Below are 15,923 nucleotides of genomic sequence, written 5' to 3'. Positions count from 1 at the left end.
CCGCAGGTTAGGCATCCACAGGCTGGGCAGCGGCGGCCGTTTTCGACAGTTCCCGGAACGGCCGCTTTCTCGCCGATGCTTGTCCTGCGCCAGCGCCTCGCCGGCGTCCGTATGCCGAAGGCGTCGCAGCAGTGAACGGCGGGATCGCTCCCGGCTCCGGCTTACATCAGATCCATGGAGCGCCGGGGTGACCCTGCACCTGCCTGGACGACGCTTCTTCGCCCGCTCCCCTCCCCGCCATGCGCTAAACTGCATGTAACTTAATATAGAAAACTTCCGTTCTTCATCGCGCCGCAGCCTTCACGTATACTTATACTTGTCCAATACCGAAACGAAAGGGGAACCACGGCAGCGATGAAATACAGAAACGTTGGAGCGAGCGGCCTGAAGGTCAGCGAGATCAGCCTCGGCAGCTGGCTCACCTATGGGACGGCTTCCGAGCAGGAAGCGGCAGACGCCTGCATCAGACAGGCATTTGAAAGCGGAATCAACTTTTTCGACACGGCGAACGCCTACAACCGCGGCGAAGGCGAGAAAGCCATGGGGGCGGCGCTGAAGCCGTATAAACGATCGGATTACGTGCTGTCGACGAAGGTTTATTTTCCGATGGGAGACGGGCCGAACGACAGGGGATTGTCCCGGAAGCACATTATGGAGCAGTGCGAAGCCAGCCTGCGACGTCTCGGAACGGATTATATCGACATTTATTTCTGCCATCGCTACGACCGCGGCGTGCCGCTTGAAGAAACGCTGCGCGCGCTCGACGATCTGGCGGCTCAAGGCAAAATTTTGTACGCCGCCGTCAGCGAGTGGTCGGCCGCCCAGCTCGCGGATGCCGCTGCCATTGCCGGACGGCTGAATTTGCGGCCGATTATTTCCAACCAGCCGATTTACAACATGTTCGAGCGGTACATCGAGCGCGAAGTTATTCCGGTTTCGGAACAGAAAGGCATCGGCCAGGTCGTATTCTCGCCGCTCGCGCAGGGCATTTTAACCGGAAAATATTTGCCGGGCCAGCCGCTGCCCGCGAACAGCCGCGCCGCCAACAAAGCGGTCAACCACATCATCAGCAGCTATTTGAACGATAAGGTGCTGCGCTGCGTGCAGGACTTGAACGAGCTGGCGCTGCAGCAAGGCATCACGCTGTCGCAGCTGGCGATCGCCTGGGTACTGCGCCTTCCGAACGTCAGCACCGCCCTGATCGGAGCCAGCAGCCCGCAGCAGATCGAAGAGAATGTGAAAGCTGTCGACGTTGAGCTGTCGCAGGAGACGCAGGACGAAATCGAACGCATCCTGAAGCAGGTCGCCGGCTTCTCGCCTGCCCGCTGACCGTCGTTCCTTCATCGTTCAACAAGTGCTTTGACCGCATGTGAAACAAACCCGGACTCCCGCCTGCCTTGAGGGAATCCGGGTTTGCTGCTTCTCGCCTCCGCGTTGCCGGCAGCGTATTCGCAAACACGCGCCGCAGGCGGAAACCTGCGGCGCTTGTTTGTTGGACTTGGAGTTACTCCAGCCCGTGCTCTTTGCGGATGCGGTACAAGCCTTGAATGACCGGCTCGGCCGGATCGCGGTTCAGCAAATGCTGCGCCAGCAGAAAATGAAGCGGCATCGCGCAGACGTTGTTTCCTTCGACGATCGACGGGAAGCCGGCTTCGAGGACCGGGCCGTGCTCCTGGTGAAAATCGAGATCGACATATACCTGCTCGGGCTCAAATTCCTCCCGGATCGCTTTGGCGCAGTGAGGCACGATATGGCCGTCGAACAGCGCCTTCGCTTCGTCCTCGTTTTGCGGCGGCACCGGGAGCAGGCGGCTCTCCCCGCTGTTCATAATATCGACGAAGAAGGAAGACAGCCACAGGGCGGGATCGGCATTATTGCGGAAAGTCGAAATCAGCTCGTTCATGAAAAAACCCACGGCATAATCGTTCCCCTCCGGGGTTTTCAGCTCGAACGTAAAAATCGGTCCGTACAAGGCGTGACCCGCGACGTGACCCGAAACCTCGCATTCCTCGAACTGGGATTTGAGCGCCTGGACGCCATGGTGGAATAACGCCTCGGCCAGCTCCTGCAATTCCGCATTACGCGTTTCTTCCTGCCGGTCTTCCGTAGTTTGATCGTTGTTTGACGTCATGAACGAATCCCTCCTGCCCTTCATCATACCATTTCAGGGGGCAAAGAGACAGCCCGGCAGTGCAGGATCGCCCATACGACCGGAATCCCGCGCATGAGAAAACGGCCGGAAAGGCGAGTCCGGTGAATGGAAACGCCGGCACCGGGAGCCGTACGGGACGCGCATTACGCCCGGACGGCGTCCCTCCAGCCTCCGAAGGCGGTAATATTCTCTGACAGGTCTTCCGCATAGCCTTCGCAAATAAAGCCCGGCACTTCCGAGCCGTCGGCAAGCTCGACTTTGCCGATGCCGAGCGGTCCCGGGATAGAAGCCGCAAACTCGCCGAACCGGTCGAGCGGCATCTCCCAGATTTCCAGCCGGATCGCCCCGCCGCCTGCCTCCGACTTGATCAGTCCGGGCTTGGCCGGCTCGGTCGGCAGCTTCAGCAGCTTGTATTTCGCGGTCGTTACATCCTCGCGGACAAAACGGGCGCCGCAGCCGAGCATTTGCTTCTCCAGCGGAAAGCCGCGCATATGGAGGCCGCACACGGCAACCGGCGTCGTTTTGATTTTGCTGCTGCCGGATGCTGCCGGCGCTGCAAGGTATTCGGCGTTTGGTTCGCCCAGCAGCGAAGCCGTGCCGGCCAGCAGCCCCTCGCGGTCGGCGAGCGCAAAAAGCGTCACGCCGAACGGCAGTGCGGGGGCCGCTTCGCCGGCCGGAATCGCCGCCGCGCACATGCCCAGCAGATTGCAGTGATTCGTGTAGCGCCCCATGTCACGGTTCGTCGCGACCGGATCGCGGCGCACCTCCTCGCGCGTCCAGGTGCCGCCCGCCGTCGGCAGCACGAGGACGGCATCCTTCAGCAGGGCCGCCGTCCGAAGACGGGTCGCCTGCAGCTTGTGCATCGCCCGGAACAGCTCCGAAGCGCTGCGCTCCGCACCCGAGCGCAGGATGCCTTCCGTCACCGGCAGCGCCTCGCCGGGGTGCGTCTCGATAAATTCGCCGAGCCCCGCCCAGCGTTCCGCCACCCAAGGCCCTTCGTACAGGACGGCCGCCGCTTCGGACAACGGCTCGGTGTCGACATATTCGACCGGCAGGTTCAGCCCCTCGATCCGGCGGACGACGGCCGCCCAGGCCGACGCGTATTCCTGCGCAAATGGGCCGAAGAAAGACGGCGTCTCTTTCGGCAGGCAGATCTTAAGCGGCAGGCCGGCTTGCGGGGACGGCACTTTCCGCGACCACGGGTCGCGTTCGTCCGTGCCGCGCGCGGCGGCGTCCACAGCGTAAGCCTCCTTCATGCTGTGCGCGAAAACGGTGACGCAGTCCAGGCTTTCGCAGGCGGGGACAACGCCCCGCAGCGGCCACGCGCCGAGGCTCGGCTTGAAGCCGACGAGTCCGTTCAAGGCTGCCGGCACGCGCCCGGAGCCGGCCGTATCGGTGCCGAGCGCGAAGGCGGCCTGGCCGCGCGCCACCGCCACGGCCGAGCCGGAGCTCGATCCGCCGCTGATCAGCTCCGGCCGGAGCGCATTGTGCGTCTCGCCGTACGGGCTTCTCGTGCCGACGAGCCCGGTCGCGAACTGGTCCAGATTAGCCTTACCGACCGGAATCGCCCCGGCGTCCAGCAGCCGCTTCACGACGGCCGCATCCTCGGCGGGCATCCGGGTAAACGCCGGACAGGCGGCGGTTGTCGCCATCCCGACAACGTCGGTGTTGTCCTTCACCGCAAACGGAATGCCCCACAGCGGGGCGTCCGCCGGGTCGATCGCTTTCAGCCGTTCCAGGTACGGACGCATGCCCGCTGCGGAGGGCGGCGTAATCCAGATGTTCATCGCGGCGTCCCGCTCGCTGCGGCGAACGATCTCCTCCGCCACGTCCTCGGGCGTCAGCCGTTTGTTCAAATAGTTTTCCCGCAGCCAATCAATGGACAGCTTGCAGGGAATCGTCAGCTTCTCCATGCTCCGTCTCCTCCAATACTTCAAGCTTTCGGATGTACGCCACCGGCTGGCCCGGCTGAACGCCGTCGCCGGGGTTTACGAATACGGCGATCACTTCGCCGTCGCACGGGGCCTGCTGCATAAACTCCATCTTCATGCTCTCCTGAATCATGATCGGATCGCCTTTCTTCACCTGCTGCCCCGGCTTGGCCAGCACCTTCCACACGCTGCCCGGCATGGAGCAGCGCATGGCGACCGCGCCTTCCGGCAGCGTCTCCTCCTGCTGGGGCTTCGGCGGTTCCTGCTCGGATACGTATTCGGCGAGGCCGAGCGCCTTCCAGCGCTCCCGTTCTTCGCGGAAAGCATGGCGCTGCTTATCCCGGAATTCCCGGGCGTTCTCTTCGATCGAGTCCAAAAAGCGCAAATAGTCGCCGAGATCGAACGTCGTCTCTTCGATTTCCGCTTCGAACCGGCCGCGCACGAAATCGTCGCGCAGCTGCGTCAGCTCCTCCGCCTCGACGGGATAAAAACGAATCTGGTCAAAAAAGCGGAGCAGCCACGGTTTGCCCGGTTTGAAGCTTTCGGTAGCGCGAAGCTTGTTCCACATCTGGATCGTGCGCCCGACGAATTGATAGCCCCCCGGCCCTTCCATGCCGTAGACGCACATGTAGGCGCCGCCGATGCCGACGGCGTTTTCCGGCGTCCAGGTGCGGGCGGGATTATATTTGGTCGTGACGAGCCGGTGGCGCGGATCGATCGGCGTCGCAACCGGCGCGCCGAGATAAACGTCGCCGAGCCCGAGCACGAGATAGCTCGCGCCAAACACGATTTCCTTCACCTCGTCCGTGCTTGAAAGCCCGTTGATCCGCCGGATAAATTCGATATTGCTCGGGCACCACGGCGCGTCCGGGCGGACGTTCTGCTGATAGCGGTCAATGGCCAGCCGGGTGGACGGGTCGTCCCATGACAGCGGCAGCTTCACGATCCGCGACGGCACGCGGATCGATTCGAGCGGCGGCAGCGCCCGGTCGATTTCCATCATCCGGCGGGCCGCTTCCTTCACCGTCATCAGAGAAGAATTGAGGTGCACCTGCAGGGAACGAATGCCGGGCGTCAAATCGCGAACCGGGATCGTGCCATCCCGTTCAATCGCCTGCATAAGCGCATGCACCTGAAACCGCAGCGTCAAATCGAGCTCCATCGGGCCGTATTCGACGAGCAGGTTCTCGTCGCCTGCGCAGCGGATCGTAACCGGGAACCGCCGGCCCGTCTCTTCGCCTTCGCGGGCAAGCACCGGGTATTCCGGCGAAATCGCCGGCCGGTCCGCCGGAACCGCCGGCGCCGTCCATTCGTCCGCGCGGTTTTCGCCGATCAGCGCAAGCAGGCGCTCCTGCTCCTGCCGCAGCGTCTCTGCACGTTCCAGCGTCAGCAGCTCGAACCGCACTTTGTCGCCGGGATGCAGCTGGCCGAGCTTCCAAAATTCCGCCGATGCCGTCGTCGCCGGGCAGACGAACCCGCCGAGGCTAGGGCCGTCGGGGCCGAGCAGGATCGGCATGTCGCCGGTCAGGTCGAGCGTGCCGACGGCATACGCATTGTCGTGAATATTCGACGGGTGCAGCCCCGCTTCGCCGCCGTCCTCGCGGGCCCAGCGCGGTGCCGGCCCGATCAGCCGGACGCCGGTGCGCGAGCTGTTGAAGTGCACTTCCCATTCGGTCTCCGACAGCTGCTCCAAATAACCGGGCTGCAAAAACTCCGTCGTGCAGTGCGGCCCGGGGATAACGCCGATCGTCCAGGTGCGGGCGATCGCCGGCCGGCAGCCGGCCGGCAGAGGGCGCTCCGCCAAGGTGCCGGGCGCGCTGGCGGACGGTTCGGCCGCCGCGCGGTCATCTCCCGCACCTGCGGCCGTTTCGCCTGCCGCTCCGGCCTCAGCCTGCCTCGCGCCTTCGCGGCCGCTTCCGGTGTCATGGCCCGGCGCTTCCGCTTCTCCCGCCGGGTGCGCAAAGGCCGCGCCGCTAGGCGCCTGAGCTTGCCCTGCCGCTGCGGCTGCCGCAGCCCGGCGCACGGTGAGCACGTCGCCCGTGCGCAGCGCCCGGCCGCCGTGTCCGCCGAAGCCGCCGAGCGTGAACGTCGATGCGCTGCCGAGAATATCCGGCATGTCGAAGCCGCCTTCCACCAGCAAATACGCGCGCATTCCCTCCGCCGCTTCGCCGAAGGAGAGCGTCTGCCCCCGGCCGGCGCGGACGGCCGCATACATCGAAACGGGCCGACCGTCCAGCTCCGGCTGCATGTCGGCGCCGGTCACGCAGAACCGCGCGTCGCCGCGAAAGACGTACGACCCGCCGCGCAGCGTAAGCTCGAGCCCCGGCGCGCCTTCGTCGTTGCCGAGCAGCCGGTTGCCGATCCGGAACGACAGCGGATCCATCGGCCCGCATGGCGGCACGCCGACATCCCAGTGCCCGGTCCGCCCCGGGTAATCCTGTACCGTCGTCTGCACGCCGCCGTCCAGCACTTCGATCGCCGGCTCGGCGGGCGCGAAGCCGCCGAGCAGACGGGTATAGACGTTTCCGCTCAGCACGTCCGGCTCGCCGAGCAGCGCCTGCAGGTAGTGCAGATTCGTCGTCAGGCCGTACATCCGCGTCTCGCTCAGCGCCGCGGCCAGTTTGCGAATCGCATCCTCGCGGCTTTCGCCGTGTACGATGATTTTCGCCAGCATCGGATCGTACAGGGTTGTGACGGTCATGCCGTCGCGGACCCACGTTTCGTTCCTCGCATGAGCGGAAAATACGGCCCGGTCGAGCTGTCCGGCACTCGGCCGGAAATCGCGCAGGCAGTCCTCGGCGTAAATGCGCGCCTGGATGCTGTGCCCGCGCGGCTTCCGGACAAGCGAGGCGATGCCGGTCAGTTCGCCGGCCGCCTCGCGCACCATCCACTCGACGAGGTCGATGCCGAGCACCTCTTCCGTAACGCCATGCTCGACCTGCAGCCGCGTGTTAACTTCCAGAAAATAAAAAGCCTTCTCCTTCGGATCGTACAGAAACTCGACCGTTCCGGCGCTCCGATAGCCGACCTCGGCGGCGAGCCGCCTCGCCGCTTCGAACATGGCTGCACGGACGTCTTCGGGCAGGATCGGCGCCGGGCTCTCCTCGATTACCTTCTGGTTGCGGCGCTGGATGGAGCAGTCGCGCTCGCCCAGCGCGACGGCTTCGCCGAACGCGTTGCCGAATATTTGCACTTCGACGTGGCGGGCCCGCTCTATATACTTTTCCAGGAAAACGCCGCCGTTGTTGAAATTCGCCTCGGCCAAATGGCGGACGCCCTCATAGGCGGCGCGCAGCTCGCCTTCATTGCCGCAAATGCGCATGCCGATGCCGCCGCCGCCCGCCGTGCTTTTTAACATGACGGGGTAGCCGATGCCCTCCGCTGCGGCGAGCGCCTCCTCCAGCCGCTCGATCAGCGGCGTGCCCGGAAGCATCGGCACGCCCGCCCTGCCGGCGATTTCCCGAGCCGAATGCTTGAGGCCGAACAGCTCCATCTGCTCCGGCGACGGCCCGATAAAGACGATGCCGCGCTCTCGGCAGGCGCGGGCGAAGTCTGCATTCTCGCTTAAAAAACCGTACCCCGGATGAATCGCCTGCGCCCCGGTTTCCTCGGCAACGCGCAGGATCAGCTCGGCGTTCAGGTAGCTGTCTTTGGCCGGTCCTTCGCCGATCGGCACCGCCTCGTCGGCCATATCGACGTGCAGACTGTCCTGATCGGCCTTCGTATACACGGCGACGGAGGCGACGCCAAGACGGCGCAGCGTCCTTTCGATACGGACGGCAATCGCTCCGCGATTGGCGATAAGCACTTTCGTAAACATGGTCACCACTCCCCTATGAACCTTGCGTATCTATTTCAGTCTCTTTTATATCCCGTCGCGATGTCAGCATAGCTCCCGCCCGGCGGTATCCCGCAGACGCTCGTATCATCCTTGCCACCCGGCGGTATCCGGCCGCCGGCCGTCCATGCATCTATGCCGTCCACTGCCGAACCGCCTGATCGCTTATGCTCGAGAGCCGCCTAACAATCCCAGATGAGCACACGCACGGGCGTCGGATTGTACGCGTTGCACGGATTGTTTAGCTGCGGGCAGTTGCTGATAAGCGCGAGCGTGCGCCGGATCGACTGCAGCTCCACATAACAGCCGGGGGCGGACACGCCGTCCGCGAATTCCAGTCCGCCTTCGGGCGTGACCGGCACATTCATAAAAAAGTTTATGTTCGGCGCCAGATCGCGCTTCATGAAGCGCCCGCCTTCATAGCCGGCCAGCTGTAGCATGAACGTATCGCGGCAGTTGTGCATATGCAGCTTCTCGTGCGCGTACCGGACCGTATTGCTCTGCGCCGAGCAGGCTCCGCCGATCGTGTCGTGCCGGCCGCACGTATCGGCTACGATGCGCAGCAGCTCCGCGCCGGATTCCGCCAGCAGCACCGAGCCCGCCGTCAAATAAATATTGCGCTGTCCTGCGATTGTCTTCGCTGCGCTGTACCGGTCGTCCGGATTGTCGGCATCGTAAAACAGCGTATCCGCCGCCTGATTCCCTTCCAGGTCCACAATCCGCAGCACCTGGCCCGGAAGCAGCTCATGCATCCAGCCGTCCCCCGCCATAATCGTTTTGTCGTAAATCGCCTCCGCGACATTCCGCTCGCTTTCCACGCGATTAAAAACCGCCATCGCCGGTTCCTCCTTCAAAAATGGTTTCGTATATGAAGCAGCCTGCTTAAGCTTCGCCCTGTTCAGCCGATCAGCGCATCAGAGCGTAATAGTCCCACGTATTCTCGTAAGCGCGCCGGTTCTCCGGCCGGTAATGTACGCAAAGGTCGTCTTCTCCGATCGGCGGCGCGTTGAACGCCTCGATCCGGACCGGTCCGGACGGGTATGCGGTCGACGGATCGAGCGGGTGCGGCGTGTTGGACAGCACGACGAGCGCATCCATCTCGATGCGCAGCGTGACGCTCGCCCCTTCCGGACAATGACCGCTCATAAAATGCATGCCGCCCGCTTCGTCGACGACGATCTTGGAGAACAGATTCACCACGGGCACAAGATCGCGGACGCCGAGGCCGCTTCGCGTCAGCTCGACGGTCAAATTCTCCCGGCCGCTGCGCAGCCAGCCGTTTCGCTCCCGCTGATACGTCGACTCTCCGTATTTGGCATCCGTCTCCTCGCGCGTCGTGTAGCCGCCGAGCGGATCATGCCAGCCCAGACTGTCTTCCGTAATGGCGGCGAGCACGCGCCCGTTATCGCTCATCAGCACATTGCCCTTCGTCAAATGCGCCGTATGCTGCGCCTTCAGCGTATCCGGCATGTTGTAGCGCTCCGTAAAATCGGCGGCGTTATAAAGCAGGAGCGAGACGTTCGCGCCCGCCCGCAGCGCCGTAAACGTAAGCAGCTTGCCCCTTCCGACCGTTCCAGACCATTTGCCTCCGGCCTCGATCGTTTTGTCCCAAATGCGGTTCATATCAAGCGCCTCCTTCGAGATGGTGGTAAACAAAAAGGAGATATCAAGCCAGGACGCCAAGCGTCCCGATGATATCTCCCAGGCTTTTATCCTTCCGTGTCGTCCTTCGGGCTTCCGGCGGAAGCCGCCCGAAAGTGCTGGACGGTTTACTCTCGGACCAGTCCCGGCTTCGCGCCGGCGGAACCCTAGTAAACAATTTAATACGTATGCGGTTATGTGAATTAAATTAACACCGATGACCGGAACTGTCAACATAAAAGTTCGTCAGCTGCCCATTTTCAATCTCAAAACATTTGGCGTTATATTTTCGAACACGTATTTACAAATCCAAAAATACGTGTTATATTCCCTAACATAAAATTGTTTTCTAGGGTTCCGCGGCTGCACCGGCCGGTCTGGTCCGAGAGAAAACGCACGGCCGCGGCCGTGTACACGGAGGGACAAAAGCCCGGGAGGATATCAATTTCGTTGATATCTCCAGGGCTTTTATTTTTTCCGTTCATCCGCCGGACGCGGCGGAGCAGGAAAAATGAAGGAGAGTCGACGTGATGAAAACGGAAGTAAAGCTGAACCAGTCGTTAACCTTGTTCAAGGTTGTTTATCTCGGACTTGCCTGGATGACGCCCATGATTTACTTTTCAATCTACGGCATCGCTTACGATTCCTCGGGAGGAATGCTGACACCGGCGTATATGCTTGCATTTGCGGCGATCTTTTTTACGGCGTACAGCTACGGCATCATGTCCAAAACGTTTCCGACCTCCGGCTCCGCCTACACGTACGTCCGGAGGAGCATCCACCCCTACCTCGGCTTCCTGGTCGGCTGGGCGCTCCTGCTCGATTATTTGTTTTCCCCGCTCATCGCCTGCTTGACCTTCGGCATTTATTTACACGCGCAGTTTCCGGCCGTTCCGTCGTATGTGTTTATCATTTTGCTGAACGTGGCGGCATCCGCCGTCAACATTATCGGCATCAACTTCTCCGCCAACTTAAGCCGGCTGTTCGTCCTGATCCAGCTTGTGTTTATCGCGGTTTTCTGCGCTGTCCTGATCGGCAGGCTTTCCGGCAGCTTTGATCCAATGCTGCCGTTCACGCACGGAGATGTTTCGCTGGCCACCATTATGACCGGCGCTTCCGTCATTTGCTTCTCGTTCCTCGGCTTCGATTCCATCACCACGATGTGCGAAGAGACGATCAACGCCCGCAAAACGATCCCGCGCGCGATCATGATCATCATTTGCAGCGCCATCGTCATGTACGTCGTTCCGTCTTATTTGACGCAGCTCGTCTTTCCGCATCTGACATTCGTCAATCCGGATTCGGCCGGGTTCGAGGTCGTGAAGCTGGTCGGGGGCACCTTGCTTTCGTCGATTTTCATTACGGTGCTCTTTTTTGCCATCTTTACGCAGGGGCTTTCATCGGTCACGAGCGTATCTCGCCTGCTGTATGTCTTTGGCCGCGATTCCATCCTGCCCAACCGGATTTTCGCGTATCTGCATCCCAAATACCGGACGCCCGTCATCAACATCGTACTGGTCGCCGGGGTGTCTATGTTCGCCCTCGTCATCAGTCTCGATACGGCCGTCAAATTCGTCAATTTCGGCGCGCTGACCGGCTTCGTCTTCGTAAATCTGTCCGTCATCGCCAAACGGTACATCAAAGACCGGGAACGGTCGTTCAAGCAGACGCTGATGTATCTCGTCTTCCCGCTGACTGGCGCCTGCTTTATCGGCTGGCTGTTGTCCCTTCTGAACGCTTCCGCGCTCTGGATGGGCGGGGCGTGGCTGCTGCTCGGCGCGATTTACCAATTCGTCCGGTCCCGCACCGCCCGGTCCGCCAAGCCGGTGGTCCAGGAATACGGCGAGCTTACGTCCCCCAACGTCTAATGCCGCCCGAAGATATAGCCGGACCGGCTCCAAACGCTACGGAAGCGCCTTTTCCACGTGCACCCTGCCGGAGAAAAAGACAGCTCCGCCGCCCATATCGGCGATCCGGTCCGGCGTAAGCGCATTGACCGCCCGGCTTTTCCCCTCGGCATCGGCCCAAAGCCCTTGGCTGACGACGACCCCCGGCAGGACGTCGACTCCCGCCGCGGCGCGCAGCCGGCATTCGCCGCGCGCGTTCCAGACGCGGACAAGGTCGCCGTCCGCAATTCCGAGCGCGAGGGCGTCGCCGGCATTCATCACAAGCTTCGGCTCTTTCTCCATTGCCGCATGCTTCCCGTTGTTCGAAAACGTCGAATTCAGAAAATGATGATTCGCCGTCGGGATGAACAGAAACGGCCCTTCGCCATGTTCGGCCAGCGGCGTATAGGTCGGCAGCGGCGGATAGCCGTCCCTCTCCATCGCGGCGGAATACAGCTCGATTTTGCCGCTGGGGGTGCGTAATTGCCCCGGAAATAACGGCTTGACGTCCGCTTTTATATAATGCCGCCGTTTTAAAGCCTCGAACGTAATGCCCGTCAAATACGGGTTGTCCGGGGCATCCAGCGCCTGCCGGATCATCTCCGCTTCCGAATCGCGCAGCGCCTCGTCCGTAAAGCCCATCTCCGCCGCCAGCAGGCGGAAAACTTCGACGTTCGGCCGGCTCTCGCCGTGCGGCTCGATCACCGGCTCCTGAAGCTGCACGTAATGATGCCAATACGAGTGATACAAATCCGTGTTTTCAAAAGATGACGTCGCCGGCAGCACAAGATCCGCATAACGGGCCGTCTCGGTCATGAAAAGATCGTGAACGACCGTAAACAGATCCTCGCGCGCGAGCCCTTCCCGCACCTTGTTCGCGTTCGGCGCGACGATGGCGGGATTCGAATTGTACACGTACAGCGACCGAATCGGCGGATCGAGCTCGAGCAGAGCTCTGCCCAGCTCGTTCATGTTAACCGCCCGGGCCGGCTTCTCCCTCAGGTCCGGACGTCTCAGCGCATTCGTGTTCGGCGCGACGTAGCCGCCGTTGCCTTTGATCGCGCCACCTCCCTTGTGCAGCCAGGCGCCGGTCAGCGCCGGCAGGCAGGCGATCGCCCGCACGTTCATGCCGCCGTTATCGTGATGCTGCAGCCCGTTGCCGATCCGGATGAACGAGGGAACGGCCTGTCCGTACATGCGGGCCAGCTTGACGATATCCGGCGCGGGCACGCCGGTAATCGCCGATACCGCCTCCGGATCGTACTGCCGGACATGCCTCCTCAGCTCCTCGTGACCGGTCGTATATTCCCGCAAAAACGGTTCATTGATCCAATTTTCGGCGAACAGGACGTGCATCAACCCAAGCGCGAGAGCCGCATCGGTGCCCGGCTGGATCGGGATAAACCAGTCCGCCCAGCGGGCCGTCCGGTTCCGGTGCACGTCGATGCAGACGACGGTCGCGCCCGCCCGGCGCGCCTTCTCCGCCAGCACGACCTGGTGCATGTTGGTGCTGACCGCATTAATGCCCCACATGACAATCAGTTTGGCATGCACGGTATCTTCGGGGTCCGTGCCGAAGCTGCCGCCCATCGTATATTTGTAGCCGGCGGTGCCGGCGGCTTCGCAAATCGTGTACAGCAGCTCGCTTGCCCCGAGCCGGTTGAAGAAGCGCCGGTCCATGCCCTCCGTGCCGATCCGCCCCATATTCCCGTAGAAGCTGTACGGGAGAATGCTCTCCGCGCCATGCTCCGCGATCAGTTCCTTCCAGTGGCCGGCTATCGTTCGCAGCGCTTCCTCCCATGTAATCCGCTCGAACCGCCCCTCGCCTTTGACGCCGACGCGCCTGAGCGGATATTCCAGCCGCGCCGGGTCGTAGATCCGCTCCGCCATCCGCCGCACCTTGCCGCAGATCGCGCCCTGTGTCGCGGGATGCTCCGGATCGCCTTCGATACGGGTAATTTTGCCGTTTTCCTTATGAATGAGCAGACCGCATTGGTCCGGGCAATCAAGCGGGCATACGGACGGAAACACGCCGGATCGCTTGCCGATGCCGTTCATCGCTCCAGCTCCTTCCTGATGATCAAGTACATGCTGTTTCATTATAGCGTATTTCGTCAACCCGGTCCGCCGCTTCCTTCCGCCCGTAATGGCGTGCTGTCCTGCCGGACCAAGACGCCCGTTCTCATGGCAGCCGCATCTCCCTTCACACAAAAAAAACGGGCCAGCCGAAACACCGGTTGACCCGCTTATACGAAGTTCCCCCCGCCGGAGAATGCTTGCTTCACCGCCGTTTACATCCAGCCGCTTCAAATCAATTTAACGCCGCTGATCAGGAGCAGCGCCGCCAGCACCGTCCGCAGCGGTTTCGACGGCACCTTCGCCGACAGGCTGCTGCCGATAATGACGCCGGGGACGGAGCCGATCAGCAGATTCGCGGTCAGCCCGTAATCGATATTGCCGAGGCCCGAGTGTAGGATGGCGGACAGCGTCACCAGCAAAAACGCGTGCGCGATATCCGTGCCGACAAGCTGAGAACCGCTCAGCCGGAATAAATAAATCATGGCGACGGCGAACAGCGAACCCGAGCCCACCGACGTCAGGCCGACGATAAAACCGAGTACGGCGCCGATTAAAATTAACAGCATGCGTTTATCTTCAATCGGCTTCAGCTGCCACCGGTTGTCGCCGAGCTTTTTGTCGAGCAGCTGCCGCAGCAGCGTAATGACGGATACGATGATCAGAATGAAGCCGAGCACGTGCTTCAGCACCGTCTCGCCGTCGTCGAAGACATGACTGAGCAGGTAAGACGCGCCGACGCCGAAGACCGCGCCGGGCAGGCTGCCGAAGGCCAAATATTTGACGATCTTGAAGTCGATCGTCTTCTGGCGCCAATGCTGGATCGTACCGAAAAATTTCGTAATTGAATTATAAAGCAGGTCTGTCCCGACCGCTATACTCGGATTAATGCCGATCAGCAGTAAAATCGGCGTGAGCAGCGACGCTCCGCCTACGCCGGTTAAACCGACTAGAAATCCGACCAGCAGCCCCATCGTGACGATTTGCCAACTTATTTCAAGCATTGCAAGCACTCTCCATCGATTTGAGGATAGGGTATGTAAGCCTAAGCCTAAGCCCATTAGCCATCGTATGACGAACATTCCGGCATGGTTTGGGCGGCCGCCGATTTTTAAGAAAGAAGAAACGGCTGCACGGCCCTTGCCTAATCCCAACCTTGCTTCTCGGAATAATTATAAATTGATTGCCGGAAAATGAAAAGAGTTTTTTTCGCCCGAAAACGGTTACCATGCAAAATAATGTTGGCCTATCCATTGCGTGGGGCTGCGGCGATATAAAAAACCCCCGTCCGGCCATCCGTTTGCCGCGGGGGAATGAAAACTCGCTCGTTAGGCCAAATGACCGAACTCCTCCAAAAACCGCCGGAGCGTCTCCTCGGCATCCGCCGAAGGAAAATATTCAAGTCCGACAAAACCGTCGTAGCCGGTGCTTTTGACGGCCCGCAGCACATTCGCGTAATGGATCTCGCCGGTACCGATCTCGTGCCGCCCCGGGTGATCGGCGATATGGAAATAATCGATGACGTCCATGTTGCTTTTGATCGTCGGGATCAGATTGCCTTCGGTAATTTGCTGGTGGTAGACGTCGTACAGCAGCTTCACGCTGCGGCTGCCGACCGCCCGCACGAGCCAGGCCCCCTCCTCCGCCTTCTCGAGGAAATAGCCCGGATGGTCGACGCGCGTATTAAGCGGTTCCAAAACAAGCGTAATGTCCGATTGCTCCAGAATCGGCGCCGACAGGCGAAGACCTTCGACGAGCGAGGCCGCCTGACTTTCATGGCTCGCCCCTTCCAGCGCGTTGCCCGCCTGACTGATGAGGTAGCGGCAGCCGAGCCGTTTTGCCGCTTCCACGCTTTCCTTCAGTCCGGCAATATATTCGGTGCGCCTCGACGGATCTACGAGCGGAACGAACCTTGTGCAGATCGAGCCGGCTTCCATGCCGTACTCGTCCGCGGCCTGCCTGACGGCATCCAAATCCTCGTCCCACCAGCCCCACATCTCGTAAGCCCGGTACCCGATCGCCCCCGCCCTTCTGATTTTATCCGCCGTCGTCAGCTTGTCTCCCCGCATCACTGCAGGAATAGAAACGGAAAATTTCATGACTCTCCCTCTTTCGATTCAATTCTGCTGCTTCTCCCATCTTATCATCCGGAAAATGTTTTGAGATATAAAAGATTTGTGTATGAGCATAAAATCATCAGGGTATCCGTCTCTCCGACACGTGTTAGTTGATATCCGTTTATCCGGCGGCTCTTCGTAAAATGGCGCGGGCAAAAGCGGACTCCAGCGCGCGCGGGCAGGGTGCTGCCGAGGCATGACCTCATCCCGCCGGCCGCATGCCGAAAAAAGAGGGCTGCTTCCCTAAAGCCATTTGGCTTCGGGGAACAGCCCTTGTTTTTG

At 61.2% G+C, this 15,923-nt stretch carries 10 protein-coding genes and 2 riboswitches; of the genes, 2 read left to right on the top strand and 8 right to left on the bottom strand.

What is annotated here, in order from left to right:
• Positions 1–354: 354 nt before the first annotated feature.
• A complete protein-coding gene (locus PD282_RS05340; protein ID WP_274649305.1) occupies positions 355–1,329 on the top strand; it encodes an aldo/keto reductase family protein in 975 nt (324 codons plus the stop codon).
• Between the two features lie 175 nt (positions 1,330–1,504).
• On the opposite strand, the gene PD282_RS05335 is transcribed toward PD282_RS05340, so the two are convergent.
• From PD282_RS05335 to PD282_RS05315, 5 genes are all read right to left on the bottom strand, one after another.
• A complete protein-coding gene (locus tag PD282_RS05335) occupies positions 1,505–2,131 on the bottom strand; it encodes a hypothetical protein (RefSeq protein WP_274649304.1) in 627 nt (208 codons plus the stop codon).
• 164 nt (positions 2,132–2,295) lie between these two features.
• The gene (atzF, locus tag PD282_RS05330) at positions 2,296–4,065 is read right to left on the bottom strand and encodes an allophanate hydrolase (protein WP_274649303.1); all 1,770 of its coding nucleotides are present in this window, start codon (positions 4,063–4,065) and stop codon (positions 2,296–2,298) included.
• Positions 4,028–7,903 carry an ATP-binding protein gene (locus PD282_RS05325; protein WP_274649302.1) on the bottom strand — a complete coding sequence of 1,292 codons (3,876 nt, stop codon included), beginning with the start codon at positions 7,901–7,903 and terminating at the stop codon, positions 4,028–4,030. The genes atzF and PD282_RS05325 overlap by 38 nt, the downstream gene beginning before the upstream one ends.
• A gap of 200 nt (positions 7,904–8,103) precedes the next feature.
• On the bottom strand, positions 8,104–8,757 hold the full coding sequence (locus tag PD282_RS05320; RefSeq protein WP_274649301.1) for an urea amidolyase associated protein UAAP2: 654 nt from the start codon (positions 8,755–8,757) through the stop codon (positions 8,104–8,106).
• A gap of 70 nt (positions 8,758–8,827) precedes the next feature.
• Positions 8,828–9,544: an urea amidolyase associated protein UAAP1 gene (locus PD282_RS05315; protein WP_274649300.1), complete on the bottom strand. Its 717-nt coding sequence runs from the start codon at positions 9,542–9,544 to the stop codon at positions 8,828–8,830.
• Between the two features lie 73 nt (positions 9,545–9,617).
• Positions 9,618–9,744: riboswitch (guanidine-I (ykkC/yxkD leader) on the bottom strand.
• Positions 9,745–9,900: 156 nt separating this feature from the next.
• Positions 9,901–10,001: riboswitch (guanidine-I (ykkC/yxkD leader) on the top strand.
• Between the two features lie 91 nt (positions 10,002–10,092).
• Between PD282_RS05315 and PD282_RS05310 the strand changes: the two genes are divergently transcribed.
• A complete protein-coding gene (locus PD282_RS05310; RefSeq protein WP_274649299.1) occupies positions 10,093–11,430 on the top strand; it encodes an APC family permease in 1,338 nt (445 codons plus the stop codon).
• A 36-nt stretch (positions 11,431–11,466) separates the two neighbouring features.
• On the opposite strand, the gene PD282_RS05305 is transcribed toward PD282_RS05310, so the two are convergent.
• The 3 genes from PD282_RS05305 to PD282_RS05295 form a co-directional block, all read right to left on the bottom strand.
• The gene (locus tag PD282_RS05305; RefSeq protein WP_274649298.1) at positions 11,467–13,506 is read right to left on the bottom strand and encodes a molybdopterin-containing oxidoreductase family protein; all 2,040 of its coding nucleotides are present in this window, start codon (positions 13,504–13,506) and stop codon (positions 11,467–11,469) included.
• Positions 13,507–13,754: 248 nt separating this feature from the next.
• Positions 13,755–14,519: a sulfite exporter TauE/SafE family protein gene (locus PD282_RS05300; RefSeq protein WP_274655054.1), complete on the bottom strand. Its 765-nt coding sequence runs from the start codon at positions 14,517–14,519 to the stop codon at positions 13,755–13,757.
• Positions 14,520–14,852: 333 nt separating this feature from the next.
• Positions 14,853–15,623 (bottom strand): hydroxypyruvate isomerase family protein, encoded by a 771-nt coding sequence (locus PD282_RS05295; RefSeq protein WP_274649296.1) that lies wholly within the window; start codon positions 15,621–15,623, stop codon positions 14,853–14,855.
• Between the last annotated feature and the right edge of the window lie 300 nt (positions 15,624–15,923).

The organism is Paenibacillus humicola, from assembly GCF_028826105.1.
GTDB classification, from domain to species: Bacteria; Bacillota; Bacilli; order Paenibacillales; family Paenibacillaceae; genus Paenibacillus_Z; species Paenibacillus_Z humicola.
Note: the sequence above shows the minus strand (reverse complement) of the source record. Positions and strands in the feature narration are given on the sequence as shown.

What these genes read in the sequence shown, in the direction of transcription:
- PD282_RS05340 (WP_274649305.1), top strand. Translation starts at nt 355, where the DNA reads ATGAAATACAGAAACGTTGGAGCGAGCGGCCTGAAGGTCAGCGAGATC.
- PD282_RS05335 (WP_274649304.1), bottom strand. Translation starts at nt 2,131, where the DNA reads ATGACGTCAAACAACGATCAAACTACGGAAGACCGGCAGGAAGAAACG.
- atzF (WP_274649303.1), bottom strand. Translation starts at nt 4,065, where the DNA reads ATGGAGAAGCTGACGATTCCCTGCAAGCTGTCCATTGATTGGCTGCGG.
- PD282_RS05325 (WP_274649302.1), bottom strand. Translation starts at nt 7,903, where the DNA reads ATGTTTACGAAAGTGCTTATCGCCAATCGCGGAGCGATTGCCGTCCGT.
- PD282_RS05320 (WP_274649301.1), bottom strand. Translation starts at nt 8,757, where the DNA reads ATGGCGGTTTTTAATCGCGTGGAAAGCGAGCGGAATGTCGCGGAGGCG.
- PD282_RS05315 (WP_274649300.1), bottom strand. Translation starts at nt 9,544, where the DNA reads ATGAACCGCATTTGGGACAAAACGATCGAGGCCGGAGGCAAATGGTCT.
- PD282_RS05310 (WP_274649299.1), top strand. Translation starts at nt 10,093, where the DNA reads ATGAAAACGGAAGTAAAGCTGAACCAGTCGTTAACCTTGTTCAAGGTT.
- PD282_RS05305 (WP_274649298.1), bottom strand. Translation starts at nt 13,506, where the DNA reads ATGAACGGCATCGGCAAGCGATCCGGCGTGTTTCCGTCCGTATGCCCG.
- PD282_RS05295 (WP_274649296.1), bottom strand. Translation starts at nt 15,623, where the DNA reads ATGAAATTTTCCGTTTCTATTCCTGCAGTGATGCGGGGAGACAAGCTG.